Source organism: uncultured Roseibium sp., from assembly GCF_947496995.1.
Lineage (GTDB): Bacteria > Pseudomonadota > Alphaproteobacteria > Rhizobiales > Stappiaceae > Roseibium.
Genome location: NZ_CANMFD010000003.1, coordinates 1 through 26,505 on the forward strand (window position 1 = coordinate 1; position 26,505 = coordinate 26,505).

The window sequence follows — 26,505 nt, forward strand, 5'->3', positions numbered from 1 at the left end:
CTCGGTCTCGGTCTCGGTCTCGGTCTCGGTCTCGGTCTCGGTCTCGGTCTCGGTCTCGGTCTCGGTCTCGGTCTCGGAAATCAGCTCTTCGTCTTGCGCGTCATCGTCAAGCTCCGGGGTCTCGTTTTCCTCCTCGCTCGCGTCAGCCGCTTCTTCGACGTCTGCAACCTCCTCTTCGCCGGCGACAGTTTCACTCACGGCCTGATCCTGCTCATCCGTGTCATCGTCTTGCGGTCCGGCGTCTTCTTCGCCGAATTCGGTTACCGGCTGCACGACAGATGGCGGTGGCGGTTCCTGGGTCTCCGCCTGCTCCTCCTCAGGCTGCTGAGGGGGCTCGGGTGGCAATGGCGGTTCGCTTTCCTCGGCGGTTTCCTGCTGCGGCGCCTCCGGTTCAGCTTCCGCGACCTCCGGCTCCGCAATCTCAGGTTCAGGAGCCGGCAGCTCGGCGGGCGATACGAGCTCCACCTCGATCGGCTGGACTTCAGGAGACGGCAAAGGCACGACCAGCCAGCCGGCAAACGCCAGCGCGATGAGAACATGGATCGCCAGCGAGATCGCAAGGCCAGCGCCCAGGAAGCGCCGGTCGGAGACCTCGACGTCTTCCATCGGCTCTTTCATATCTGCGACTAGTGCCAAATTGGCGGCCTCACGGGAGCAACGGACTTCTCGGTAATCGGATATCTGGTCCGAACCGCAACCAGGCTCGGTCACCACACTCTAAACGAAAAACCCGGCGTCTCCGCCGGGTCTTTTTTAACGCCTTGATCCCGCAGGCAGCCAATCAGCTGTCGAGGAACGACCGCAGCTTGCGCGACCGGCTCGGGTGCTTCAGCTTCCTGAGCGCCTTGGCCTCGATCTGACGGATACGTTCGCGGGTCACCGAGAACTGCTGGCCGACTTCTTCCAGCGTGTGATCGGTGTTCATGCCGATGCCGAAGCGCATTCTGAGGACGCGTTCCTCGCGTGGCGTCAGCGAAGCCAGCACGCGCGTGGTGGTTTCGCGCAGGTTCGACTGGATGGCCGCGTCGATCGGCAGGACAGCGTTCTTGTCCTCGATGAAATCGCCGAGATGGGAATCTTCCTCGTCGCCGATCGGCGTTTCAAGCGAGATCGGCTCCTTGGCGATCTTCAGAACCTTGCGGACCTTCTCAAGCGGCATCTGCAGCTTTTCGGCCAGTTCTTCCGGGGTCGGCTCACGGCCGATCTCGTGCAGCATCTGGCGCGAGGTCCGCACGATCTTGTTGATCGTCTCGATCATGTGCACCGGGATACGGATGGTCCGGGCCTGGTCGGCGATCGAGCGGGTGATCGCCTGCCGGATCCACCATGTCGCATAGGTGGAGAACTTGTAGCCGCGCCGGTACTCGAACTTGTCCACCGCCTTCATCAGGCCGATGTTGCCTTCCTGGATCAGATCCAGAAACTGCAGGCCGCGGTTGGTGTATTTCTTGGCGATGGAAATCACCAGGCGCAGGTTGGCCTCCACCATTTCCTTCTTGGCGATACGCGCCTCGCGCTCACCCTTCTGCACCATCGCGACGATGCGGCGGAATTCGGTAATCTCGAGACCCGTCTCGGTCGCCAGCGTCTGAATTTCCTGACGCAACTCGCGAACGGTTTCCTTTTCCTTCGCGATGAAGTTCTTCCAGCCGCGCGTGGAAAGATTGGCCACCTTGCGCAGCCAGTTGGGGTCGAGCTCGGCACCCTGATACTGTTTCAGGAAGTCGGTCCGATCAACATTGTAGCTGTCGGCCAGACGCAGCAGACGGCCCTCATAGCCCATCAGGCGCTTGTTGATGTCATAGAGCTGGGCAACCAGGGCGTCGATACGGTTCTGGTTGAGCGACAGGCTCTTCACATCGACAATGATGTCTTCTTTGAGCTTCTTGTAGCGGCGCTCCTGGCTTGGCGACAGGGTCTTGTTCGCCAGCTTGTTTTCCACCAGCTGATCCTGCAGGCGGCGCAGCTTCTTGTAGTTGTCGGCGATGTTGTCGAAAGTTTCCAGGACACCGGGCTTCAGCTCGGCTTCCATTGCGGAAAGCGAGACGTTGGACTCGAACTCGTCGTCGTCATCGTCCTCTTCGCTTTCTTCGGAATTCTCGGTCTCCTCGGAAGCTCCGCCGGCCGGAGCCTCGGCGGCGTTGCCCTCGCCGGGAGCGACATCGTCATTGGCCACGGCAGGCCCGGCCTTGGCGTCAGGCCCTGCATAGGTCGCTTCAAGATCGATGATGTCGCGCAGCAGAACCTTGGCTTCGTTGAGTTCGTCGCGCCAGATGATGATCGCCTGGAAGGTCAGCGGGCTTTCGCAAAGCCCCGCGATCATCGCTTCGCGGCCGGCCTCGATGCGCTTGGCAATCGCGATCTCGCCTTCGCGCGACAGCAGTTCCACCGATCCCATTTCGCGCAGATACATCCGCACCGGATCGTCCGTCCGGTCGGCAGGTTCCTTGGCGGTGGTCGTCTTGGCCACCGCTGTGGGAGCGGCCGTCACCAGTTCACCGGCGTCAACCTCTTCTGGGCCTTCCTCGGCTTCGTCGGAATCGATCACGTTGATGCCCATGTCGGAGAGCATCGACATCGTGTCTTCGATTTTCTCGGACGACACCTGCTCGGAAGGCAGAACTTCGTTCAGTTCGTCATAAGTGACATAGCCGCGCTTTTTCGCGGCCTTGATCATCTTTTTGACGGCTGCATCCGACAGGTCCAGCAGCGGACCATCCGGACCGTCCGTGCTCGTTTCCTGACTGTCGTCTGCTTGCGTCGCTTTGGCTACCATGTCGTGCTCCAATTCGTGGCCGGAAGGGCCACGCAGCGCCCCTTGTTAAGCTTCAAACCAAATTCGCCCCAGCGCGCCAGCATCACCTGCGGCGGCGTCTGAAAGAATCACCCTTGGGTAGGTTTGTAAGCCGTGTCCCTTAAGTCCCTATTAACCGTACCCTTAATCGACATTGTGAGAAGTCATCATCGACGAAGCACACAGTCTTGAAATTCGCATCCGTATCTCGGATGGCGAAGCGGTATTCAAACGGGTTTGCAGCATCTTTGTTCAGACTATAGGCCGCAAGCAGGCTTGAAGGCTGCGGCGCGCACGAGCTGCAAAACTTCTATTTAGCTCGACGCACACGATTCGCAAGTGTGATTCGTCATCGGTCAATCGGAAAACGCGCTTTTTCGCCTTTTCAGCCCTCAAAAAGCGGAAATTTAAGTAAATCCCGTATGTTCGGCCACTTTGCCGCCTCAATTCCAGCGCCTGCCCGACCCTGGATTGCACACCCGGTTTTCCAGGTCTAACTGGTGGCGACTGCCGCCACGGGCGGTGCGGTTCTGATCTTGCGGGCCCGCTCCGCCAGGTCCGCCTCGTCGCGGGTGCATTCCTCGCGCCGCCGGCTCAGATCCTGGGTCAGCGCCTGAATGCGCGCCCAGGCCTGTTCATCCAGGTGTTCGTCCGCGCCGGCCAGCTCTGAGGCAAGCTCCGCTTCAAGCGCATTCAATTCCATGACGTCGAGAAAATGCACGAAGGCCGCTTCGACGAAATCCTCGGGCGGATTTGAATTCAGCAGCGGGAACCGGTGGTTCAGGGCTGAAAACTCGGCCTGCCTCTGTTCCTGAAGACCGATGGTCTCCAGCATCATCTCGGACATGATGTTCTTGAGCGGCTCATCCACACCGCTTGTAAGGTCGCTCACCGGTGTTGTTTCCAGATCGTCGATGATCCGGCAAAGCACGTCTCGCAACTGGGTGTGCAGCTCATTGACAAAGGGCAGCCCCGAAAAGCGCTCGAAATTCCGGTCCAGCAGATGCGGATAGCGCATACCCACACCGAGTATCAGCCGCTCGATCCCGAAATCGTCACTCGCCGCGACCCGCTCGCGCGCCTTGCCCGGAAGCCAGAAGCTGTCTTCGCCTTTCTTGTCCCCTTGCCTCCCCTGCCTGTTCTGCCGCGCCTGTTCGAAAAACAGATTGGACAGCTTGAACCGGACGTCGAGCTGATATCGCCGGCGAACCCGTTCATCGCGAATGGTGCCGATCAGATCGTCGAACCGTTTTTCAAGAGCCGCCTTGCGCTCGGGCGTGTCGAGACGCGAAACGGAAATCTCCCGGTCCCAGACAACGTTGAACAGCGATTGCGCGCGGCCGACTTCCGCGTCGAAACCGGCGAGACCATGCTGTTTGATCAGATCATCCGGGTCCATTCCGTCCGGAAGGAAGCAGAACTGAAAGGAAAACCCGCTTTTCAAAACGGGAAAGATCCGGTCGATCGACCGGTGCGCCGCGGCAGTTCCTGCCGCATCCCCGTCAAAACAGATCACCGGTTCGGGTGCGAATTTCCACAGTCGCAGGATCTGGTCTTCGGTAAATGCCGTTCCAAGAGATGCCACCACGTGCCGGATGCCCGCCTGCCACAGCGCGATTGCATCCAGATAACCTTCAACGACAACCGCCTCGCCGGACTTGAAGGCCGGTTCGCGTGCCCTGTGGGCGTTGAACAGCATGACGCCCTTGTGAAACAGCGGTGTCTCCGGAGAGTTGAGATATTTCGGTTGGCCGTCCGGTGAAAGCGTACGCCCGCCGAAGGCGACCACCCGGCCCCGGTCGTCCTGGATCGGGATCATCAGCCGTCCCCTGAACCGGTCGTAGGCAGGTCTGCCGTCCTCCGGCCGGATCAGCAGCCCGGCCTCGATCATGTCCGCTTCAGGAACATCCCGCGCGGCAAGATAAGCCTTAAGCGCATCCCGGCTGTCAGGTGCGAAACCAAACCGGAATTCCTGAAGCGTCTCGGGCGAAAGTCCCCGCTTGGTGCAATAGGCACGTGCCGCCTGCCCCCGCTGGCCCTGATATTCGTTTTGAAAGAACCGTGCGGCCATCTCGCAGATTTCGGCGAGTCCTGCACGCTTCTTCTCGCGGCGGGCCGCCTGCGGGTCCGGTGCCGGCAGTCCGACGCCCGCCTGCTCCGCCAGCCGCTCGACGGCTTCCGGAAAGCTCAGCCCCTCGGTTTCGCACAGGAAGGTGAAATGGTCTCCGGAGGCTCCGCAGCCAAAGCACTTGTAGCGGTTACGCCTGTCGTCGACGTGAAAACTCGGGCTTTTTTCCTGATGGAAGGGACAGCAGGCCCAATAGTCGCCCTTGCCCGGCTGCGTCTTGCGCCGGTCCCAGCTCACGCGTCGGCCGACGACCTCCGACAGGGTCAGCCGGGCGCGGATTTCATCAAGAAGACGCGGTTCGAAACGCATGGAACTCGGATTATCCATAGTTCGGTGGATACGGGCCGCCCCTGACGGCGCGACAAGCACCGCAGGGCAGACCGTAAGACGATAAATAAATAGAAGGTCTGGACGGCCGATACCAGTCTTTCGGCCGATCAGATGTCATCCTCTAGACGACCTGTTGATAGACGGAAACGCAGGCCTGTTCCGCAGCCGGCCCTGAATTCAGACTGGCCGCGCCATGTTCGAGGATGTGACGCTCTAGCTTTTGCCCGCGTCTTTATCTCCGTTGACGTCGGTGCGCAGCATGTCTTTCACCAGACAGGAGGCCTGGACGAAATCCATCTTGCCGGGATGTCGGGTTTTCAACTCGTTCATGCAGCGACCGATATCGCGCAGACCATGAGCATCGATATCCTTGACGGTTTCTTCGCACAGTGTCCGCATTTCGTCTTCACTGAGTTGGGTCGGCAGGAATTCGCGAATGATCTCCTGTTCGACCCGTTCCTGCTCCGCCAGGTCGAGCTGTCCGCCGCTTTCGAACTCGACGGCGGAGACTTCTCGCTGATGGACCATTTTTCGAAGTATTTCAATTACTTCACTCTCGTCAACGCCATCCTTGCCGTGGTCACGTGCGGCGGCTTCCCGGTCTTTCACCGCGGTCTGGACAAGACGCAAGGTCGCGCAGCGGCGTTTGTCGCCATCTTCCCGCGCCGCCTTCAAGGCAACATTGATTCTATCGCGCATTGCTTCGCGCATGGTTTACCCTATCCCTGTCGCACTGAGGCTCCGGGCGCTTGCACGCCCTTTGTGTTTGCTCAGCCAAGCTATTGAATTGTAAAGATCTTTTTTCACGGGATCATTATTGACGATCCCAGCCGCTTCCCATAGAGTCTCGCGCTTGATGCAGACGGCCAATTGCAGTCACTTTCAGCCTGCCCCAGACGCCTTTCCTGCAGCGCATGATGTCACCAACAGACTCTGGAAACAAGACATGACGATTGCAGACGCATGGTCCGAGACCCCGGCGACCGCCCTGCTTGTGCTCTCCGACGGCAGTGTCATCGAGGGGCAAGGCCTCGGCGCCACCGGACAAGCCGTTGGTGAGATTTGCTTTAATACCGCCATGACCGGCTATCAGGAAATCCTCACGGACCCTTCCTACTCAGGTCAGATCATCACGTTCACTTTTCCCCATATCGGCAATGTCGGCGCCAACGATGAGGACATCGAGACGGTCAACATGGCCTCGGACAGCGGCATCCGCGGTCTGGTTCTGGCTGCACACATCACCGATCCGGCCAATTACAGGGCATCGAAACATCTCGATGCCTGGCTGAAAAGCCGCAACCTGATCGGCATCAGCGGTATCGATACGAGGGCCCTGACGGCTCTGATCCGCGAAAAAGGCGTTCCGAACGGCGTCATCGCCCATTCTCCGGACGGGCAGTTCGATCTGGAAAGCCTGAAAGTTGCGGCAGCCGGCTGGCCGGGCCTCGTCGGCATGGATCTGGCCAAGGATGCTTCCACCACCCAGTCTCATCCCTGGTCCCAGACCCCCTGGAAATGGGGAGAGGGCTACGGAGAGTCAACGGGTGGGCGGTTCAAGGTCGTTGCAATCGACTACGGTATCAAGCGCAACATCCTGCGGCTGCTGACCGATGCCGGCTGCGAGGTCACCGTCCTGCCCGCCACAGCCACGGCTGAAGAGGTTCTCGCGCACAAGCCGGACGGTGTCTTCTTGTCCAACGGTCCCGGAGATCCGGCCGCCACCGGCGTCTATTCCGTTTCCATGATCAAGGACATTGTGGAAAAAGGCGTGCCGACCTTCGGCATCTGCCTCGGACACCAGATGCTGGCCCTGGCCCTGGGCGGCAAGACCCTGAAAATGCATCAGGGCCATCATGGCGCCAATCATCCGGTCTTCGATCACACCACGGGCAAGGTCGAAATCACATCGATGAACCACGGATTTGCGGTTGATGCCGAAAGTCTGCCGGAAAATGTCGCGCAGACCCATGTCTCCCTGTTCGACGGATCCAACTGCGGCCTGGCGATGAAGGATAAACCGGTGTTTTCCGTTCAGTATCACCCGGAAGCTTCTCCGGGACCGCGCGACAGTCACTATCTGTTCAGGCGGTTCACGGACCTGATGGAAACTGCCAGAGCGTCCTGAGCTGTGCTCCGGGGGGGCCGTTGCCTCCCAACAAACGCACGTCCAACGCCCGCAGACGTCAAGACGGATGAAACCGTTTGCGGGTTGAAACCTATGAAAACGGTTTGTTTCTGCGCCGGCTGACAGCGGAACCGGCGCATTTCAAGCGAAACCGCTCAATATAAAGATAACCCCAGAATGCGAATGCAACCTGGGGTTTATTCATTTCGCTTCGCGTCGGATCGTCAGACCAGGGTGTCGAATACCGCCAGGATCTCGACCACCTCGGCAACCTGTTCATCAAGCATCTGTTTCTGTTCGATCAGAATTTCGTGCTGATTTTTGCAGATTTCCTGGATTTCCTTGAACTGGTCTTTGCGTTTGGTGTTGCTTTCGACCAGCTTGATCACTCTACGGATCTCGGCAAGCGTAAGCCCGATTTTCTTGGCCTGAAGAATGATACGCATCCTGGAGACGTCCCGCGCACCGTAGAAACGTCGGGCACCTTTACGCACGGGATTGAGGAGACCTTTTTCCTCGTAGAAACGTAAAGTCCGAAGCGTTACTTCGAAACGCTCCGACATTTCCGATATCGCAAGTGCACGATCATCCAATACGACTTCCTGTCCCGGTCCAGCTATGTCCGGAACAGCGACCATCTTGGTAGCTACATTGTTCATACTTTTAAGCCCGATCTTGTCTTTTTTTGTTTCAAGTCTGGCTGGGTCTTGCAACACCCCGACTTCCAGGTCCCACCACCTGGTCCTCAGTCCCACTTGCACCGCAATAGCAGCCCCCGCAGCTCGAAGCGCATAGTTTACAGCTTCACAAGCCTCCATACACCAAACTCAATGGAGACTAAGCATTAGACTAATACACCGGATCAACAGTTAAAATCTACGCAAAAATTGGATTTATTGGACATTTCCCTCGGCAGTTTCAGTTTAACGTGTACTAAAACTCGATCACCTTCAGCTAGTTCATGCAACTATAACGACTATCATGATACCAAAACGCATGTTGTGGTCTATAATATTAATTATCGATAATTTGAACCAAGCAAATATACTTGCGGAGAAACTGGTAGTCTGTTTCGGGTTTTCTTGACCTCACGGCATTCTACCTGAGGAAAATACTTAATTCCCGCACATCCAACACTGACAATTATTACAGTACTCCATAAACACCGGGAGTGTGAACGAGCCACCAGCGGTTGAAATACTTTTCAGCCACCCCTCAAGCAAATTTGAAGAATTCGCAAAATACACGCATAACGAGTACAAATTTACATCACACAAGAACATCGAGAGCGCATTTTTTTCCGGAAATACCCGAAAACGAAGCTTCGATGCGTCGCGTCGTTTACCGAATCCACCTTCGGGCCATCATCGATCAGGGCCTGATTTTCGGTTTCAGCCCGCATTGCCGAGAGCGTTCTTCGCGCAGCAGTGATCGATTTGTCTTCAGCGTCCGAACTTATAAAAAAGAGCACATTGTGCACTTCACGATTGACAACCGCCTGTGCAGGTTATTTCTGTCAGGTTTGTCGGCCCGTGCACTGCCGACTGTGACCGCAAGGACCCAGGTTACTCCGGAATATCGAGAAATATGCCCGAATCAAAATCAAAAAACCCCGCACCCGGCATGACCCCGCAGCAATTCCGTCTCTGGCGCCGAACGCTGGGTTTGAAGCAAAAGGACGCTGCCGACCGGCTCGGACTGAAGAAGCGCATGATCCAGTATTACGAAAAAGGCAACCGTGACGGCCGACCGGTGGAAATTCCGAAATCCATCCGCCTCGCCTGCTACGCCCTTTCCGAGGGAATCGGCGATTTTGACGGCCAATCCACCCTGCCCCTGACAACAGATGCGTCCGAAGCCGACTGAACTTTTCTCTCCGAGCAGGAAAACAGCGCCTCTTTGGCCTGCCGGGGTTTCCTAGCGCTCCGCTTTTCCCTATAAGACGCGCTCAGCCAACATCGTCATTCACTTCAGACCCGAGCCAGACCGAATAGCGTGCCCGCTAATCCGGATTGGCCGCCACGAGCCGCGAGCCGAGATGCCCAAACGCACAGATATCTCTTCCATCCTGATCATTGGTGCCGGACCGATTGTCATCGGCCAGGCCTGTGAGTTCGATTATTCCGGCACGCAGGCCTGCAAAGCCCTGCGCGAAGAAGGCTATCGCATCATTCTGGTGAACTCGAATCCGGCAACGATCATGACCGATCCGGATCTCGCCGATGCCACCTACATCGAGCCCATCACGCCGGAGCTCGTGGCAAAGATCATCGAAAAGGAACGCCCCGACGCCCTTCTGCCGACAATGGGTGGACAGACCGCGCTCAATTGTGCGCTCGATCTTCAGGAGATGGGCATACTGGAGAAATTCGGCGTCGAGATGATCGGTGCCCGCGCGGATGTGATCGAAAAGGCGGAAGACCGGGAGAAGTTCCGCGCCGCGATGGATGTGATCGGACTGGAAAATCCGCGCGCCGCCATCGCCTCCTCGCCAGCCATCCGTGACGAAAACGGCAGGATTGTTGGCTATGACCGCAATGCCGGCTATCTGGAGGCCATGCGCGCCATCGATGAAATCGGCCTGCCGGCCATCATCCGGCCCGCCTTCACGCTCGGTGGCACCGGTGGCGGCGTCGCCTACAACCGCGAAGAATATGAAACCATCGTCCGCTCCGGCATCGACGCCTCGCCTGTCGGCCAGGTCCTGATCGACGAGAGTCTGCTCGGCTGGAAGGAATTCGAGATGGAAGTGGTCCGCGACAAGGCGGACAACTGCATCATCATCTGCTCGATTGAAAACGTCGATCCGATGGGCGTTCACACGGGCGATTCGATCACCGTCGCGCCGGCACTCACCTTGACGGACAAGGAATACCAGATCATGCGCGACGCATCGATTGCGGTGCTGCGCGAAATCGGTGTCGAGACCGGCGGGTCCAACGTCCAGTTCGCGGTCGATCCGGAAAGCGGCCGTCTCGTCGTGATCGAGATGAACCCACGCGTATCCCGCTCTTCCGCCCTGGCCTCCAAGGCCACCGGCTTTCCGATCGCCAAGATCGCGGCCAAGCTCGCCGTCGGCTACACCCTTGATGAACTGGAGAACGACATCACCGGCGGAGCGACCCCGGCGTCGTTCGAGCCGACCATCGACTACGTGGTCACCAAGATCCCGCGTTTCGCCTTCGAGAAATTTCCCGGCTCCGAGCCCACACTGACCACGGCGATGAAGTCCGTCGGCGAAGTCATGGCCATCGGGCGGACCTTCAACGAAAGCCTGCAAAAGGCGCTGCGCGGTCTGGAGACAGGTCTCAACGGCCTTGATGAAACCGAAATTCCGGGCCTCGACCAGGGTGACGACAGGAACGCCCTGCGCGCCGCGGTCGCGACAGCCACGCCAAGTCGCCTGCTCAATGTCGCCCAGGCCATGCGCTTCGGCATGAGCACCGAGGAAATTCATCAGGCAAGCGGCATCAACACCTGGTTCCTGGAACAGATCGCGGACATTCTGGCCATGGAGAGCAAGGTCCGCAATATCGGCCTGCCGAAGGACGCCGAAAACCTGCGCAAGCTGAAGGCCATGGGTTTTTCCGACACCCGCCTGGCGAGCCTTGCCGGACTGGACGCCCAAGACGTGGTCAAATTGCGGGAAGAGCTTGAGGTCCATCCGGTCTACAAGCGCATCGACACCTGCGCGGCGGAATTCGCTTCCCCGACCGCGTACATGTATTCAACCTATGAAGCCCCCTTCATGGGCAAGCCGGCCTGCGAATCCAATCCGACCGACAAGAAGAAAGTCGTCATTCTGGGCGGAGGCCCGAACCGGATCGGCCAGGGCATCGAATTCGACTATTGCTGCTGTCATGCCGCCTTCGCCCTGGAAGACGCCGGGTACGAGACCATCATGGTCAACTGCAACCCCGAAACCGTTTCCACCGATTATGACACCTCGGATCGGCTCTATTTCGAACCGCTGACAGCAGAAGACGTGCTGGAGGTCATCCGCAAGGAAAAGGAAAACGGCACCCTGCACGGCGTCATCGTCCAGTTCGGCGGTCAGACGCCGCTGAAACTGGCACAGGCGCTCGTCAAGGCGGATGTACCGATCCTCGGCACCTCTCCCGACATGATCGACCTGGCGGAGGACCGTGACCGGTTTCAGAAGCTTCTCGTCAAGCTGGACCTGAAACAGCCGGAAAACGGCATCGCCTATTCGGTCGAACAGGGCCGCCTGATCGCAGGTCGGCTCGGCCTTCCCCTGGTTGTCCGCCCGTCCTACGTCCTGGGAGGCCGTGCAATGCAGATCATCCGCGACGAGGAAGCGCTCAATTCCTACCTTCTCGGCACGCTGCCGGAACTGGTTCCCGGCGAGATCCGCGCCAAATATCCGAACGACAAGACCGGACAGATCAACACGGTTCTCGGCACCAATCCGCTGCTCTTCGACCGCTATCTGGACGGCGCAATAGAGGTCGACGTCGATGCCCTGTGCGACGGCAAGGACGTTTTTGTCTGTGGCATCATGGAACATATCGAGGAAGCCGGCATTCACTCCGGTGACAGCGCCTGCTCCCTGCCGGCGTTCTCGCTCCAGGAAGACATGATCGAGGAACTCAAGCGCCAGACCCGCGCCCTGGCACTGGCCTTGGAAGTCGGAGGCCTGATGAACGTGCAGTTCGCCATCAGGGACGGCGAGATCTACGTTCTGGAAGTGAACCCGCGCGCCTCCCGGACCGTGCCTTTCGTCGCCAAGACCATCGGCGTGCCGGTCGCGAAGATCGCCAGCCGGATCATGGCCGGCGAAAGCCTTGCGTCCTTCGGACTGAAAGAGAAAAAACTGGACCACATCGCCGTCAAGGAAGCCGTGTTCCCGTTTGCCCGTTTTCCCGGTGTCGATACGATCCTCGGCCCGGAAATGCGTTCGACCGGCGAGGTCATGGGCCTCGACACCGCTTTCGGCAAGGCGTTCGCAAAATCCCAGCTCGGATGTGGCACAGGCGTGCCGGATCACGGGACGGTGTTTGTCTCCATGCGCGATGAAGACAAGGCGGGCGTCCTGGATGCCGTGCGCAACCTGGAAGCTGCCGGCTTCAAGATCATCGCCACCGGAGGGACGCAGCGCTACCTGGAAAGCAACGGGATTGCGGTGCAGAAAATCAACAAGGTGCTTGAAGGGCGCCCGCATATCGTCGATGCTATCAAGAACGGTGAGGTTCAGCTCGTCTTCAACACGACGGAAGGGGCGCAGGCCATCTCCGATAGCCGGTCGATGCGCCGGGCCGCTCTCCTGAACAAGGTGCCATTCTACACGACGCTGGCCGGATCTGTCGCTGCAGCCAAAGGCATTGCTGCCCACAAAGCGGGAAGCCTTGAAGTAAGACCTTTACAATCCTACTTCGGCTAAGTCTAATATACACGCGACCGGCCGGGAAAGCGCACCTTTCCCGGCTTGGTTTGTTTTTGAAGCGTGGTCCTCAGGAAGGGGGACCCAATAAGCTGAAGGTCTGAGACCCATGGAAAAAGTTCCGATGACCTCCGCCGGGTACAAAATGCTTCAGGATGAACTGAAGCAGCGTACATCGGTTGAGCGTCCGCGCATCGTTGATGCCATTTCTGAGGCGCGTGCGCATGGCGACCTGTCGGAAAATGCAGAGTATCATGCCGCAAAAGAAGCCCAGAGCCACAACGAGGGCCGTATAGCCGAGCTGGAGGACAAACTCTCCCGTGCAGAAGTCATCGATGTGACGAAACTGTCCGGTGATATCGTCAAATTCGGCGCGACGGTCTTCCTGATCGACGAAGATACGGAAGAAAAAAAGCACTACATGATCGTCGGCGACGTTGAATCCGACGTGAAGCAGAACAAGGTCTCGATTTCGTCGCCGATCGCCCGCGCTCTGATCGGCAAGTCCGTCGGCGACAGCGTTGAAGTGTCTGCACCTGGCGGGTCTCATTCCTACGAGATCGTCGAAGTAAAATTCGGCTGACCTTCTTGACCGTGTCTGGTCGGATAGCGCCGGCAGGTTTCCCCGAGATCAGGGCAGCCTCTTTGTCATATATACATACGCTAGCCCTTTGACGCCTGCTGGCCACCCGTTAAGGTGGGCCGGCATGTGTCGGAGGGCATTTAATGGTTTTTAACGCTATTGCGGTCTGGCTTTTGATCGCGGCTGTCCCGCTGTGGATCTATCGCTGGATTGTCTATTCCAGGTTGAGCGTGGCCGGGCGAGAGGTTTTCAAGCGGCGTGTCGCCCGCCGGAAAGAACGCGCCATCGGGTTTGCGCTGCGCCTATTCGGTTTCCTGAGCGTATTTGCCGTAAGCGTCATCATTGTCGTGTTCGGTCTGCGCTACCTGAAACACGGCACACTTCCGCTCGAACCCTACAGGGAAATCGTCCGCAGCCGTCTTTACTCCGGTGTCGAGCCGGTCGATCAGGCCCTGGACATGTTCCACTATAATCAGTTGCTGCCGGTGGCCATCCTGACCACATGCCTTTTGCTGAGCATAGCCTTCACACTGGTCGCGGCCGCGCTGCGGGACATCTCCGTGATCGGGCGGCTGCGCCGAAAACTGAACCGTATCTCACACCGGACCGGCGACGTTATCAGCTAAGGCGTGTCGCGTTCAGCCGGCTTGATGGATTCGGGAACACGCCCGAGACAGCGTTCAACTGAACGCAGGCAAAATGTCCCGCCGGATTAAAATCGATCAGTCGATGGGGACGACCGGTTCGTATTTGGTCCGGCGGATGGTCAGCGCCGTACGGACACTGTCCACATTCGGCGCGGCGGTCAGATCGCGGATCACGAAGTTCTGGAATGTCTGCAAATCCGGCGCAACGCACTTCAGCAGAAAATCGACCTCGCCGGAAAGCATGTAGCTTTCACGCACCAGCGGCCATTTCTGCACCGTTTCCTCAAAGGCGATCAGATCGGCCTCGGTCTGGCTGTGAAGGCCGACCATGGCGAAGGCCGTGACATCGTAGCCGAGCTGCTTTTCATCCAGAAGTGTCCGGTATCCCAGAATGAGTCCGGCTTCCTCCAGCGCCCTGACCCGGCGCAGGCAGGGCGGCGCGGAAATGCCGACGCGCCTTGCCAGTTCGACATTGGTCATCCGGCCGTCGTCTTGCAGTTCTTTCAGGATCTGCCAGTCAATGGCATCAAGCCGCGCTTTCAAACCTGTCTCCTTCAAACTCAGCTTGGCCAGACCGGCTTTCCTGCGGATCTGCACGAAAGCCGGTTGAACTAGATGTGGGTTGTTGCCACCGAACCGGCCCTGGTGTCTTGCAGGACAAGAGAATCCCGAGCTAACGTATCCTGAGTGCCGGATTATGATTTTTTGCGCGTTTGTGCAAGACTATAACAAAATTGCGCACGATCTCGAAAGATTAGGTTGGGGAACCTCGCCAAAAATGACGAGACCGCTCGAGACTGCCCCTTGCTCTGTCTGGATCCTGACCGATGGCAAAGCTGGCGACCTCGCCCAGTGCACCGGTGTTGCAGAAGCCCTCAGCTGTCCATATGAAACGCGGCTCGTAGCCCCGCGCCCGCCCTTCTCCTTGTGGCTGCCTTTCGGCCCGACCGATCCGCGGGAGTGGGAAGGAAGGCCCGGCAGTCCCCTCGCCCCGCCTTATCCCGACATAGCGATCGCCTCCGGCCGCCGCGCCGCCGGTTACCTGCGCCGCCTCAAGCGGATCTCCCGGGGGCGCACATTCACTGTCTTCCTGAAGGACCCGCGCACCGGAACCGATGCGGCGGATCTGATATGGGTTCCCGAACATGACAAGCTGCGCGGGCGCAACGTTCTGACGACACCGACATCGCCGCACCGTTTCTCAGCCGCAACGCTGGAGAAGCTGCGGGCGCAGCCGGTCCCTGAAATCGACACCCTCAGCCGGCCCCGTGTTGCGGTTCTGATCGGCGGCGACAGCCGTCATCACACCTTTACCGAAGAAGACCAGAACCGGTTGCTGAACGGGCTGCGCCAGATCGCCCGCGAGGACGGTGCCGCTCTCATGATTACCGCGTCCCGCCGGACCCCGCCCGGCCTGGCCTACGGCCTTGCCAGTCTGGCGAAATCCGGAGGTCATCTCTACTGGACGGGGGAGACTTCGAACCCGCTCGGACTTTACCTTGCAAAGGCCGATGCCATTGTCGCCACGGCGGACTCCACCAACATGATTGGCGAGGCTACCGCCACCGGCAAACCGGTTCATGTGTTCCATCCAGGCGGCGGTCACGCCAAGATCACCCGGTTTTTGGACACTTTACAGCAACTCGATGTCACTCACCCCTTTCCAGGTCCGCTGAAAACCACTACCTACGAGCCGATTGATGCAACGCCCGTGATCGCAGAACGCATTCTTGCCGACTTCGCGGCGTTGCGGTTGCAGGACAAGGGTGCCCAGGCAGGCTGACGCTGACAGCGCGGCTCCGGGACAGATTAAAGCGTAAGGCTATTACAGGAGAAGATGCGCTTCATGAGCACGCAACACAGCAAACTTCTGATCATCGGCTCCGGTCCGGCCGGATACACGGCGGCAATCTACGCGGCCCGCGCCATGATCGAGCCGACGCTGGTCGCCGGAATCCAGCCGGGTGGTCAGTTGACCATCACGACCGATGTCGAAAACTACCCGGGCTTCGCGGATCCCATCATGGGCCCCTGGCTGATGGAGCAGATGCAGAAGCAGGCTGAGAATGTCGGCACCAGGATCATCCATGACACCATCGTCAGCGCGGACCTCAGCCAGCGTCCGTTCCGTCTCGAGGCTGACAGCGGCACGACCTTCACGGCGGACACACTCGTCATTGCCACCGGCGCCCAGGCCCGCTGGCTTGGGCTGTCATCCGAACAGGACTACATGGGCGCCGGCGTTTCCGCATGCGCGACCTGCGACGGCTTTTTCTACCGCAACAAGGAAGTTGTCGTCGTCGGCGGCGGCAACACTGCTGTGGAAGAAGCGCTTTACCTGGCCAATCTGGCGAGCAAGGTCACGCTGGTGCACCGCCGCGACAGTCTGCGGGCCGAGAAGATCCTGCAGGACCGCCTGTTCCAGAATCCGAAGATCGAGGTGATCTGGGATCACCAGGTCGACGAGATTCTCGGTGGCGGCATGCCCAAGGCCGTGACCGGCATCCGCCTGAAACATGCCACCACGGGCGAATTGCGGGAAGTATCCACAGATGGTGTCTTCATCGCCATCGGCCATGCTCCTTCCGTGGAGCTCTTCAAGGATCAGCTGACCTTGAAGCCGAACGGATACCTGCAAACAGCGCCGGATTCGACCAGAACCTCCATTCCGGGCGTCTTCGCGGCAGGTGACGTGACCGACGATATCTACCGCCAGGCAGTCACGGCGGCCGGCATGGGCTGCATGGCAGCCCTTGAAGCGGAGAAGTTTCTGGCCGAACATGAAGCGGCATCCACACGGCAGGCGGCAGAATAAACCGCAGACCGTCCTCCGGAAGGGGCTCGCATGGACTGGGACAAGCTACGTATCTTTCATGCGGCCGCTCAGGCAGGCAGTTTCACCCACGCGGGTGATACGCTGCACATGAGCCAGTCGGCCGTCAGCCGGCAGGTCAGCGCACTGGAACAGGATCTGGGCGTCGCCCTCTTTCACCGCCATGCGCGCGGCCTCCTGCTGACCGAACAGGGTGACCTGCTCTACCGGACCGCAAGCGATGTCATGATGAAATTGGACGCAGTGCAGTCCAGCCTCACCGACAGCAAGGAAAAACCCTCGGGCGCCCTGAAGGTCACGACCACGGTCGGCCTCGGATCGACCTGGCTCACCTCGCGCATCAAGAACTTCATCGACCTTTATCCGGACGTGGATCTGCACCTGATATTCGACGACGACGAGCTGGACCTGGGCATGCGCGAAGCCGATGTCGCCATCCGCCTGCGTCAGCCGACCCAGCCCGACCTCATTCAGCGCAAATTGTTCACGGTGCATTTTCATGTCTATGCCGCGCCGGAATATCTGCAGCGCTTCGGGGCTCCGGTTTCCATCGACGATCTGGACAACCACCGCATCATAACGTTCGGAGAACAGGCGCCCGCCTACCTTCGGTCCATGAACTGGCTGGAGAGCGCCGGACGCGTGGCGACCAATCCGCGCCGCTCCGTACTCAAGGCCAACAACCTTGTCGCCATCAAACGCGCCGTTCAGTCAGGCGTCGGCATTGCCATCCTGCCGGACTATATCATCGACCAGGGATCGACCCTGGTTCCGCTGCTGACGGAACAGGAAGACAAGGTGCCCATCTTCGACACCTATTTCGTCTACCCGTCGGAACTGAAAAACACGGCCCGTGTCACGGCCTTCCGCGAATTCCTGCTCACCAGCGCGGAAAAGTGGGTTTATTAGGGCGTAAACTCATAAATGAAGATGAAATGGTTTGAGGCGAATTGGTCTTCATCAAGGAGCGAAAGCGCAGGAAATGTGGTTCATTTTCAAGCCTTTCGCGACGCAGAGGAGGACCAATTAGGTCAAATCCGAAGGACATGGAAATGGCTTCACCCCGTGTCGTCAGCGCGCTTGACCGGGCAGGAAGCCCGCTCATCGCACGCTTCCTAACTGGGTTTCGCCATTTCCCATGCCATTTCGTCTTCATCTATGAGTTTACGCCCTAGAGTTCGTAAACACACCGCATTCGCGGGAACGCGGTGTGTTCCGTGCCGATGACGCCGGTTGATCCGGTCAGTCATCCGCATCCTTCTTGTCGTGACGCGCCCTGAACGCATTTTCGATTGTCTCGACACTCTCCCGCGCTTTCGCGAGACCGAAATGATAGGCTTGGCTCACGTTGATTTCCGGCGGGACGATGAGTGCCTCAGGGTCGACAACAGCGTTGATGACCGTGGGCAGATTGTTGCTGAAGGCCTCCTTGAGCGCTGACTGCAGGCTTTCGTAACTGTCGGCGCGGAGGCCGACGCCGCCACAGGCCTTGGCGAACGCGACGAAATCCGGATTGACCAGATCGATGGAATGCTCCGGCAGTCCCTTGCCTTCCTGTTCCAGCGCGATGAACCCGAGCTTCTTGTTTTCCAGAATAACCACGGTGATCGGCAGCTCGTAGCGCACGGCTGTGACGAAATCGGCCATCAGCATGGCGAACCCGCCGTCACCGGCAAGCGCGACAACCGGCCGGTCCGGGAACCTGAGCTGCGCGCCCAGCGCGCCCGACATGGCGAACGCCATTGTCCCCAGGCAAGCGGAAAGCACGAACCGCTGGCCGTCGCGCACCGTCAGGTGCCGGGCGGACCATGCCGTCACCGTACCGGTGTCGCACAGGAACACGGCATCCTCGGGCGCCAGCTTGCCAACCGTCGCCAGAACCGTCTGCGGTTTCAACGGCGTGTCCGATGACGTTTCCTCCTTCACCCAGCTCTTGCGTTCCTTTTCGTGGATTGTCCGAATGCTCTGGCGAAACCCGTCCTCGGATTTGTACGTAATCAACGGAACAAGGCCCTTCAGGGTCGATCCGACATCACCGTGAAGCGGCACATCGATCGTCGTGCGCTTTCCGAGCTGCCGGATATCCCGGTCGACCTGGATCGTCTTCGCCGACTTCGGATAGAAATCCACATAAGGGTAGTCCGTTCCCAGCATGATCAGGCAGTCGCACCCGTCCATCGCCTTGGAACCGGCCCGCCCGCCGAGAAGACCCAGTCCGCCGACACAATCGATGTGGTGCTCGTCGATCCAGTCCTTGGCCCGCAGGGTGCGCACAATCGGTGCTTTCAGTTTCGCAGCCAGTTCCAGGATGTCATCCTTCGCCTCCGCGCCCCCTATGCCGGCAAGGATCACGGGCTTGGACGAACCATTGATAACATCAGCCGCTTGCTGCAACGCCGCGTCTGCCGGAGTGATCCGCGACTGTGCCTTTGCCAGTTGCAGATTGCCCGGGATGAAGGGCACCTTGCGGCCGGCAATATTGGTGGGCACGGAAATATGCGCCGGACCACGTTCGGACAGGGCCGCCTTGATGGCTTCGAGAAGGATGCCCGGCAGCTGCCCCGGATCCATCACCGTCTTGGAATAGACGGCGACATCGGAAAACAGCCGCTCGGTATCGACTTCCTGGTGGTAGCCCGTCCCGATGAAATCGGTTGCCACCTGGCCGGTGATTGCAATGACCGGTGCCTTGTCCATCTTGGCATCGTAGAGACCGTTCAGAAGATGGATCGACCCGCCGCCGGCGGTCCCCATGCAGCAGCTCAGCTCTCCGGTCAGCTTGGCCTGTGCCGAGGCGGCGAACGCACCGGCCTCTTCATGACGGACAAGAACGAAATCCATGTCGGAGCGATTGTGAAGCGCATAGGTAAAGTCGTTGATCGCATCCCCGGGAATACCGAAAACCTGACGCACGCCATGTTGATAAAGGGCTTCAAGAACAAGTTCTGCGACGCGCATGGTTTTCTCCAATAAAAATAATGAGCAACTCCGGCACCTGCCTCCATGAGGAATCACTTGAAGGCAGATTGGTGGATATTAACGTGTCAAACTGACTTGTCTGCGGTCATCTGCAGTTGGAGATACGCCGAATTCAGGAGCCAAGAGCCAGGATTAACCGTTTAATTTCAGTCTCTTTCTTCAGATACGGTGCCGTTTGCAGCATCGAAACATACAATTGAGTCGGCCTCGTATTTAGGCAGTTTGCGATATGCTCACATGCAATGCAGCTCCTGAGAATCTCCGAAATTTTCGACCCGACATGAAAAGCCTGCGAGACAGGCCCGAAAAAGAAATCCACTAGCGAATTGAAAAGAAAGAGCTTTTCAGAAGAAAAGACCATCAGGCGAGATATGCAATAAACGCATAGCAGACTTGCGCCACTGCCTCTTGTTTATGCAGCTTGTGCACCGCATATAAGCATCACTGTTGGTCAGACGGGCATCACGTCCTCCTCCCTGTGATGTCCAGATCAGCTGTTCCCCTCTGGAAGGTGATTCTACTGTTTACAGTGAATCAATTCAGACTGCCGGGTCTTTTGGGACCCGGCTTTTTTTTGTCTTTTTTTTGATCGGCACGTAAAAACCGGCGCTACATGAAGAGAAGCTCGCCGGTCATGTCCTTGTAGATCCCGGCAACCTGCTCCTCATAGCCATTGTAAAGCAGCGTGTTGCGACGCTCGTCGGTCCCCAGCACCGCTTCGGACGACTGCGGCCAGCGCTTGTGCGGCACGGACGGGTTCACATTGGCCCAGAAGCCGTATTCCTTGGGCTGGATTTCTTCCCAGAAGCTTACCGGACGCTCATCCGTGAAAGAGATTTTCACAACGGACTTGATGCATTTGAATCCGTATTTCCACGGCGTTACCAGTCGCACCGGCGCGCCGAACTGCTTGGCAAGCGGTTTGCCGTAAATTCCCGTGGCCATGAAAGCCAGCTCGTTGGTGGCCTCTTCCAGCGTCAACCCTTCCACATAGGGCCAGGGATACCATGACTGGTTCTGGCCACTGGCGACGGACGGATCGAAGAAGGTTTCGAAACGGATGTATTTCGCACCGCTCTGCGGCCCCGCCAGCTTGACCAGCTCCGCAAGGGGAAAACCGGACCAGGGAACCGCCATCGACCAGGCTTCCACGCAGCGATGCCGGTAGAGCCGTTCTTCCAGCGGCATCCTGGCAAGAAGATCGTCAATGTCGAGGGTCTGCGGATTGTCGATCATGCCGTCCAGTGTGACGGTCCAGGGCCGGATCTTCAGCTTCTGTGCCGCCGGCCAGGTCTGCTTGTGCGTTCCGAATTCATAGAAGTTGTTGTATTTGGACGAGAACTCTTCCGGGGTCAGGTCGCGGTCCAGCACATAGGCCGGGTTGCGTTTGACCGGATAAAGCCCAACACTCGGGTCTTCTTCGGCAAATGCCGGGCGCATGCCGAGGCCGCTGGCAAGCAGCGCGCCGCCACCGGCGAGCCCGCCGAGGAGCTGGCGCCGGTTCATGAAGATATGCTCAGGCGTGGCTTCCCGCTCGGGAAGCTCCCAGCTGCGCCGTTTCAAAATGTTCATCTCAAGTCTCCCGTTTGTCCCCGAGAAAAGCCGAAACGCCTTTCAATGGCAAATAACGCCATGGTGACCGGGCCCGTGAGGGTGTTTACCCGCGCTGCAATTCGTGCACCGGCGGCCCACGCCGGGAGCACGGGCGGGGCACGCCTGCCCCTCCCAGGCTGCAGGAGACGCAGACGTCTTTCCTTATGCGGCCTGCTGTTTGCCGGAGCGCTGCAGGGCCAGTTCCGCGGCTTTCCCGGAGAGTTCGGCCAGATGATCGAATTCGGTCGTGTAGCTGGCAACGCCCGCCGTTGCCGAGCGCAATTCGACGATCAGGTCGCCGATCTCCGCTTCGGGCATCAATGCCTGAACCTCGTCCCACCCGGGCCAGTCGGGCCTTGCATCGAAGCCGAGCAACTGTCCGCGCCGCGCCGAAACGATGGCGTTCACCTTGGCCGTCGCATCGCTGGGACAGACAATCACCACTTTCTGGATCGGCTCCAGAAGCACCGGTTTGCACTCCGGCAGCCCTTCCCGGATCGCAAGAATGCCCGCCATCTTGAAAGCTTGATCCGAGCTGTCGACCGAATGATAGGAACCGTCCGTCAGGCATATGGAAACATCGACCACGGGAAAGCCGAGCGGTCCGCGGCCGAGAGCCTCCAGCACGCCGTCCTTCACGGAGGGAATATATTGTTTGGGCACCACCCCGCCGGAAATCGTGTCGGTGAACTGGACGCCCTCGCCGCGCGGCAGTGGCGAGATTTCCAGGGCCACATCACCGAACTGGCCGTGCCCCCCGGACTGCTTCTTGTGCCGCCGTCGTATTTTGGTGCCCGACCGGATGGTTTCGGCGTAGGGCACATGCGGTGCATGGACAGAAATGTCCATCCCGTATTTCCCGGCAAGCCGTTCCTGGGCGACACGCAGATGCATTTCACCCTGACCGGCCAGCAGGGTCTCCGCCGTCGTCTGGTTCTGGCTTATGGTCAGGGACGGATCTTCCTCCGCGAGTTTGACCAGAGCCGATGAAAGCCGGACCTCATCCTTGCGCTGGGCGGCGGAAATGGCCGTGGCCAGCACAGGCGGCCGCGCCTCGGCGAGATAGAGACTGGAAAGCGGCTCCGCATCGAAGCACAGCAGGTCTCCCGTTCCGACATCTTCCATCCGGCCAAGCGCCACCAGCGCTCCCTTGCCGGCGGTTGCGATCTTCGTCGCCTGCTGGCCGAAGATCGAAAACAGACCAGACACCTTGACTTCCCGCTCCCCGTTCAGGAACAGGCTGTCACCGTCGGAGACCTGTCCGCCGAGCACCCGGGCGATGGACAGTTTGCCGCCGTGCTGGGTGTGCAGGGTCTTGATCACCTGCAACGCATCACGATTGCTTTTACCCAGAACGCGCGTCGCCAGCAGATCGACACCCGGCACCTCGTGGCGCAACGCTTTTAGAAGACGGCTGACGCCGTTGCCGTGTTCGGCGGACCCGAAAAAGACCGGACAGATCAGGCCGTCCCGCATCTCGTTGACGAGATCGGCGAACACCTGGTCCCGGTCGGGCGCAATGTCTTCCAGCAGTGCTTCCATGAGATCGTCGTCGTGATCGGCCAGATGCTCCAGCATCGTGAAGCGCGCCTCGTGCTCGCGGGTGCGGTCCGCGTCGCACATGTCGATCTGCGTGCTCGGTTCCTTCTCGTGATAGACGTGGGCCCGCTCCAGCGCGAGGTCGATGAAACCGGTCGCCTGATTGTCTTCCCAGATCGGAATCTGTCTCAGCACCAGCGGCACCGCCGAGGCCGGCTGCAACACGCTCAGGACATCCCGCACGCGCCGGGTGCTCTTGTCGATCTTGTTCAAAAACAAAACCCGCGGAATGGCGCGGGCTTCAAGGGCTTTCAGGATAAGCTGCAAGGCTGGAACCTTGCGCTCGTCGTCTTCGGCGACAACAACGGCCAGATCGACGCCGCTGAGTGCCCCGTCCATTTCGCTCAGGAACTCCACCGACCCCGGGCAATCGACGAATACGAAGCGATCATCCAGATAGGTCGCATCCGCGATATTGACTTCCACGCTCATGCCGTGCGCACGCGCTTCCGGGGCGGCGTCGCCCACCGTGTTGCCGTCCGCGACGGTTCCCTGACGGGCCACCTTGTCCGTTCGCGCCAGCATTGCCTCCAGCAGGCTGGTCTTGCCGCTGCCGAATGGACCGACCAATGCGATACAGCGCGGTACGCCGTCCGCTTGAAGTCCCTTTCCATTGTTCTTGATTGCCATCGTTCACCTCCCGTGTTCGAGGATAATCCCTCAACAACGCGGCAAGGCCGGCGGCAAGAACGAGATGACTTAAAGAGGAACCGTTCGGGTCTGGCGCGATTGACCGCAAACGGGGCGGACGGCATTCCACACCCTGTCGATCGGACCGCACTCAACCTTGACACAATTCATCTTTAGCTCATCTCGCTCTAGGGACGCGGGCCTGCCGCGTCTCGCCCGGATGGGACCGAACGCCAATACCCGGTGCGCCAGGATCTGAAGTGAACCGACGATCTGACCCTGTCTTGATACAGGTACGGATCGTCAATATTCCCGGGCACCTGGCGCCGAATTCGGCGGCGCATCGATCAGGGGCGGTAGCTCATGGTCGCGCCGATCATGAGGGCAACGCAAGGGAAACTTACGCGGCAGCGCAGCAAATCGTTTGACCTGTATCCTGTTCCCGCTGCGCGTCATCCGTTATCATCCAGACTGCGTAACAACTTAGCGGCAGGCGCCTGAAAAGGACTTTCAAATGCAGAAAACCTACGACAGGGCGATGGTCCCCTCGCGATCATTCTGGGCAATGGCGGCCCTGGGAGCCGGGCTCGTGTTCCTTTGCACGGTTTGCGCTTCCGCACAGAACAACCAGCTTCGCGTACTGCCGCAGTCCAGTTCGCCGCGCCTGCCCTCCGCCGAACAGCAACTCAACCGGACCCTCGACCGTCAGGAATCCGGTTTTTCGACAGATCAGCGGATCGACAACTCGAACCGGTTGAACCGGACGGAGGACATCAACCGCCAGAACATGCGTCCGAACGTGAATTCAGGGCCGTGTGCGGGATCGAATGCCACCTGCCGGGAAGGGCAATAAGTTCTTGGCAATTGCACAATCCATTCGTTAGACGACAGGTGACGACCGCCCCCCGGCACATTGTATCCGGGGGGCAGCATCCGATTTTCAGGATCAGTTGATGCGCTCGAGCGTCATCTTGCTCACACCGAGCGTCAGATTGGTGCCGGTCTGGCTTTCCAGGCTGAACGGGTTCAGCGCGATCGAGCGGTCGAGTCCGCCGACAAGGGCATTCGCCTTGATCCCTGCTCCCAGGCTTGCACCCGCGGTCACACCCGCATAGGTGCCGGCCAGAAGGCCCGGCTTGCGGTTGGCCGAAGGAGCCAGAACACCCCACACCAGGGTCGCTGCACTGGTCTTGCCGATATCCAGACCGTAGTCCCGAACCTTGCCGCTGTAATATTCAACCGCGCCGCCATCGGCCGGATTGAAACTGCAGCCGAGTGTCGCGGTGGAGCCGACGATAAAGCTGTGCTCGCCTTCAACGAGGCATTTCAGCGTGCCGATTTCAACCGTCGGGTTGTTTTCGTCGGCCAGAGCCGGCCCGGCAAAGAAAAGGGCTGTCGCCGCAAGGGCAAATAAGGGAAAACGCATTCAGGAAGTCTCCTAATCGAGATCGTAAAATGCCCGCACCGTTTCAGTGTTGGCGGACAGTTTCGTGATATGCGCGTCCATCGCGTCAAAATAGGGGCGAAGTACCCGTTGTGGCGCGACAGACGCGACAGGCGCAACACGAGTGAACAAAAAAGGGCGGCCAATGCCGCCCTTCCCTGGCCCGAAAAACAGGAAAACTTATTTCAGGTTGCCGCAGAACCGCTGGATGCGCGTGCAGGCCTCTTCGAGAGCCTCGGTAGCGGTTGCGTAGGAGATACGGAAGTTCGGGCCGAGACCGAAGGCCGAACCCTGCACTACGGCCACGCCTTCCGTTTCCAGAAGCTCGGTGACGAAGTCCGCATCGGTCTCGATCACCTTGCCGGACGGTGCGGTCTTGCCGATGGTTCCGGCGCAGGACGGGAACACGTAGAACGCCCCTTCCGGCACCGGGCAGGAAAGGCCCTTCGTCTGGTTCAGCATGGAAACCACCAGGTCGCGGCGTTCCTTGAAGACCTTATTGTTCTCCGGAATGAAATCCTGGCTGCCGTTCAGCGCCTCGACCGCCGCCCACTGGGCAATGGAACACGGGTTGGAGGTGGACTGCGACTGGACCTTGGCCATCGCCTTGATCAGTTCGGCCGGCCCGCCCGCATAGCCGATACGCCACCCGGTCATGGCATAGGCCTTGGACACACCGTTGACCGTCAGCGTACGCTCATAGAGCGCCGGTTCGATCTGCGCCGGTGTCGTGAACCTGAAATCGTCATAGACCAGGTGCTCGTACATGTCGTCGGTCATCACCCATACGTGGGGATGTTTCACCAGCACATCGGTGAGCGCCTTCAGTTCCGCTTCGGTATAGGCGGCTCCCGACGGGTTGGACGGAGAGTTGAAGATCAGCCACTTGGTGCGCGCGGTGATGGCCGCATCCAGGGCTTCCGGCGTGATCTTGAACGTGGCCTTGTCGGCTTCCACGATGACCGGCTCGCCGCCCGCCATCAGCACCATGTCCGGATAGCTGACCCAGTAGGGGGTCGGGATAATGACTTCATCACCCGGGTTCAGCGTCGCGACCAGTGCATTGTAGAGCACCTGCTTGCCGCCGGTACCGACGGTGATCTGATTGACTTCGTAGGTGAGGCCGTTTTCCCGCTTGAACTTCGCGGCAATCGCCGCCTTCAGCTCGGGAATACCGTCCACGGCGGTATATTTGGTCTTGCCTTCGTTGATGGCCTTGATGGCCGCCGCCTTGATGTTTTCCGGTGTATCGAAATCCGGTTCACCGGCGCCAAGTCCGATCACATCGCGGCCAGCGGCCTTCAGCTCGCGCGCCTTGTTGGTGACAGCGATGGTCGCGGAAGGTTGAACACGCGCCAATGCGTCAGCGAGAAAGCCCATAATATCCTCCAGGAAAGCGGGAATAACAGCGCGCGG

At 59.2% G+C, this 26,505-nt stretch carries 19 protein-coding genes and 1 pseudogene; 9 read left to right on the plus strand and 11 right to left on the minus strand.

Annotation, left to right across the window (positions count from 1 at the left end; all coding sequences use genetic code 11):
* From Q1B40_RS12855 to Q1B40_RS12870, 4 genes and pseudogenes are all read right to left on the minus strand, one after another.
* A pseudogene (locus tag Q1B40_RS12855) lies at nucleotides 1-636 on the minus strand (hypothetical protein); the annotation flags it as partial.
* A gap of 145 nt (nucleotides 637-781) precedes the next feature.
* Nucleotides 782-2,776, minus strand: a complete 1,995-nt coding sequence (gene rpoD / locus Q1B40_RS12860) for an RNA polymerase sigma factor RpoD (protein ID WP_299814988.1) — start codon at nucleotides 2,774-2,776, stop codon at nucleotides 782-784.
* Nucleotides 2,777-3,287: 511 nt separating this feature from the next.
* Complete coding sequence (gene dnaG / locus Q1B40_RS12865) at nucleotides 3,288-5,231, minus strand: DNA primase (RefSeq protein ID WP_299814991.1); 1,944 nt, start codon at nucleotides 5,229-5,231, stop codon at nucleotides 3,288-3,290.
* A gap of 234 nt (nucleotides 5,232-5,465) precedes the next feature.
* Nucleotides 5,466-5,951, minus strand: coding sequence for a GatB/YqeY domain-containing protein (locus tag Q1B40_RS12870; RefSeq protein WP_299814994.1), 486 nt, complete (start codon nucleotides 5,949-5,951; stop codon nucleotides 5,466-5,468).
* 247 nt (nucleotides 5,952-6,198) lie between these two features.
* Here Q1B40_RS12870 and carA point away from each other — a divergent pair, with 247 nt between their 5' ends.
* Complete coding sequence (gene carA, locus Q1B40_RS12875) at nucleotides 6,199-7,380, plus strand: glutamine-hydrolyzing carbamoyl-phosphate synthase small subunit (protein ID WP_299814997.1); 1,182 nt, start codon at nucleotides 6,199-6,201, stop codon at nucleotides 7,378-7,380.
* A gap of 224 nt (nucleotides 7,381-7,604) precedes the next feature.
* Here carA and Q1B40_RS12880 read toward each other — a convergent pair whose 3' ends face one another.
* Nucleotides 7,605-7,973, minus strand: coding sequence for a MerR family transcriptional regulator (locus Q1B40_RS12880; protein WP_299815000.1), 369 nt, complete (start codon nucleotides 7,971-7,973; stop codon nucleotides 7,605-7,607).
* A 1,030-nt stretch (nucleotides 7,974-9,003) separates the two neighbouring features.
* Between Q1B40_RS12880 and Q1B40_RS12885 the strand changes: the two genes are divergently transcribed.
* From Q1B40_RS12885 to Q1B40_RS12900, 4 genes are all read left to right on the plus strand, one after another.
* The gene (locus Q1B40_RS12885) at nucleotides 9,004-9,246 is read left to right on the plus strand and encodes a helix-turn-helix transcriptional regulator (protein WP_299815003.1); all 243 of its coding nucleotides are present in this window, start codon (nucleotides 9,004-9,006) and stop codon (nucleotides 9,244-9,246) included.
* Between the two features lie 172 nt (nucleotides 9,247-9,418).
* Nucleotides 9,419-12,781 (plus strand): carbamoyl-phosphate synthase large subunit, encoded by a 3,363-nt coding sequence (gene carB, locus Q1B40_RS12890; protein WP_299815006.1) that lies wholly within the window; start codon nucleotides 9,419-9,421, stop codon nucleotides 12,779-12,781.
* Between the two features lie 109 nt (nucleotides 12,782-12,890).
* The gene (gene greA, locus Q1B40_RS12895) at nucleotides 12,891-13,364 is read left to right on the plus strand and encodes a transcription elongation factor GreA (protein ID WP_299815009.1); all 474 of its coding nucleotides are present in this window, start codon (nucleotides 12,891-12,893) and stop codon (nucleotides 13,362-13,364) included.
* Between the two features lie 143 nt (nucleotides 13,365-13,507).
* Nucleotides 13,508-13,990, plus strand: a complete 483-nt coding sequence (locus Q1B40_RS12900) for a hypothetical protein (protein ID WP_299815011.1) — start codon at nucleotides 13,508-13,510, stop codon at nucleotides 13,988-13,990.
* A 96-nt stretch (nucleotides 13,991-14,086) separates the two neighbouring features.
* Here the strand turns inward: Q1B40_RS12900 and Q1B40_RS12905 are convergent, their stop codons facing one another.
* Nucleotides 14,087-14,554: an Lrp/AsnC family transcriptional regulator gene (locus Q1B40_RS12905; RefSeq protein ID WP_299815013.1), complete on the minus strand. Its 468-nt coding sequence runs from the start codon at nucleotides 14,552-14,554 to the stop codon at nucleotides 14,087-14,089.
* A 235-nt stretch (nucleotides 14,555-14,789) separates the two neighbouring features.
* Between Q1B40_RS12905 and Q1B40_RS12910 the strand changes: the two genes are divergently transcribed.
* From Q1B40_RS12910 to Q1B40_RS12920, 3 genes are all read left to right on the plus strand, one after another.
* Entirely contained in the window at nucleotides 14,790-15,794 is a 1,005-nt protein-coding gene (locus Q1B40_RS12910; protein ID WP_299815016.1) for a mitochondrial fission ELM1 family protein, read from the plus strand.
* A 63-nt stretch (nucleotides 15,795-15,857) separates the two neighbouring features.
* On the plus strand, nucleotides 15,858-16,826 hold the full coding sequence (trxB, locus tag Q1B40_RS12915) for a thioredoxin-disulfide reductase (RefSeq protein ID WP_299815019.1): 969 nt from the start codon (nucleotides 15,858-15,860) through the stop codon (nucleotides 16,824-16,826).
* A gap of 30 nt (nucleotides 16,827-16,856) precedes the next feature.
* A complete protein-coding gene (locus tag Q1B40_RS12920) occupies nucleotides 16,857-17,753 on the plus strand; it encodes a LysR family transcriptional regulator (RefSeq protein WP_299815023.1) in 897 nt (298 codons plus the stop codon).
* Between the two features lie 333 nt (nucleotides 17,754-18,086).
* Here Q1B40_RS12920 and Q1B40_RS12925 read toward each other — a convergent pair whose 3' ends face one another.
* The 3 genes from Q1B40_RS12925 to Q1B40_RS12935 form a co-directional block, all read right to left on the minus strand.
* Nucleotides 18,087-19,802, minus strand: a complete 1,716-nt coding sequence (locus Q1B40_RS12925; protein ID WP_299815026.1) for a thiamine pyrophosphate-dependent enzyme — start codon at nucleotides 19,800-19,802, stop codon at nucleotides 18,087-18,089.
* A 630-nt stretch (nucleotides 19,803-20,432) separates the two neighbouring features.
* Complete coding sequence (gene msrP / locus Q1B40_RS12930) at nucleotides 20,433-21,395, minus strand: protein-methionine-sulfoxide reductase catalytic subunit MsrP (RefSeq protein WP_299815029.1); 963 nt, start codon at nucleotides 21,393-21,395, stop codon at nucleotides 20,433-20,435.
* Between the two features lie 183 nt (nucleotides 21,396-21,578).
* Complete coding sequence (locus tag Q1B40_RS12935; protein WP_299815032.1) at nucleotides 21,579-23,645, minus strand: elongation factor G; 2,067 nt, start codon at nucleotides 23,643-23,645, stop codon at nucleotides 21,579-21,581.
* A gap of 514 nt (nucleotides 23,646-24,159) precedes the next feature.
* On the opposite strand from Q1B40_RS12935, the gene Q1B40_RS12940 reads away from it, so the two are divergent.
* Nucleotides 24,160-24,498 carry a hypothetical protein gene (locus Q1B40_RS12940; RefSeq protein ID WP_299815035.1) on the plus strand — a complete coding sequence of 113 codons (339 nt, stop codon included), beginning with the start codon at nucleotides 24,160-24,162 and terminating at the stop codon, nucleotides 24,496-24,498.
* A 93-nt stretch (nucleotides 24,499-24,591) separates the two neighbouring features.
* On the opposite strand, the gene Q1B40_RS12945 is transcribed toward Q1B40_RS12940, so the two are convergent.
* Together Q1B40_RS12945 and Q1B40_RS12950 are read right to left on the minus strand one after the other, a co-directional pair.
* A complete protein-coding gene (locus tag Q1B40_RS12945) occupies nucleotides 24,592-25,071 on the minus strand; it encodes a DUF992 domain-containing protein (protein ID WP_299815038.1) in 480 nt (159 codons plus the stop codon).
* Nucleotides 25,072-25,269: 198 nt separating this feature from the next.
* Nucleotides 25,270-26,469, minus strand: a complete 1,200-nt coding sequence (locus Q1B40_RS12950; protein WP_299815041.1) for a pyridoxal phosphate-dependent aminotransferase — start codon at nucleotides 26,467-26,469, stop codon at nucleotides 25,270-25,272.
* Nucleotides 26,470-26,505 lie beyond the last annotated feature (36 nt).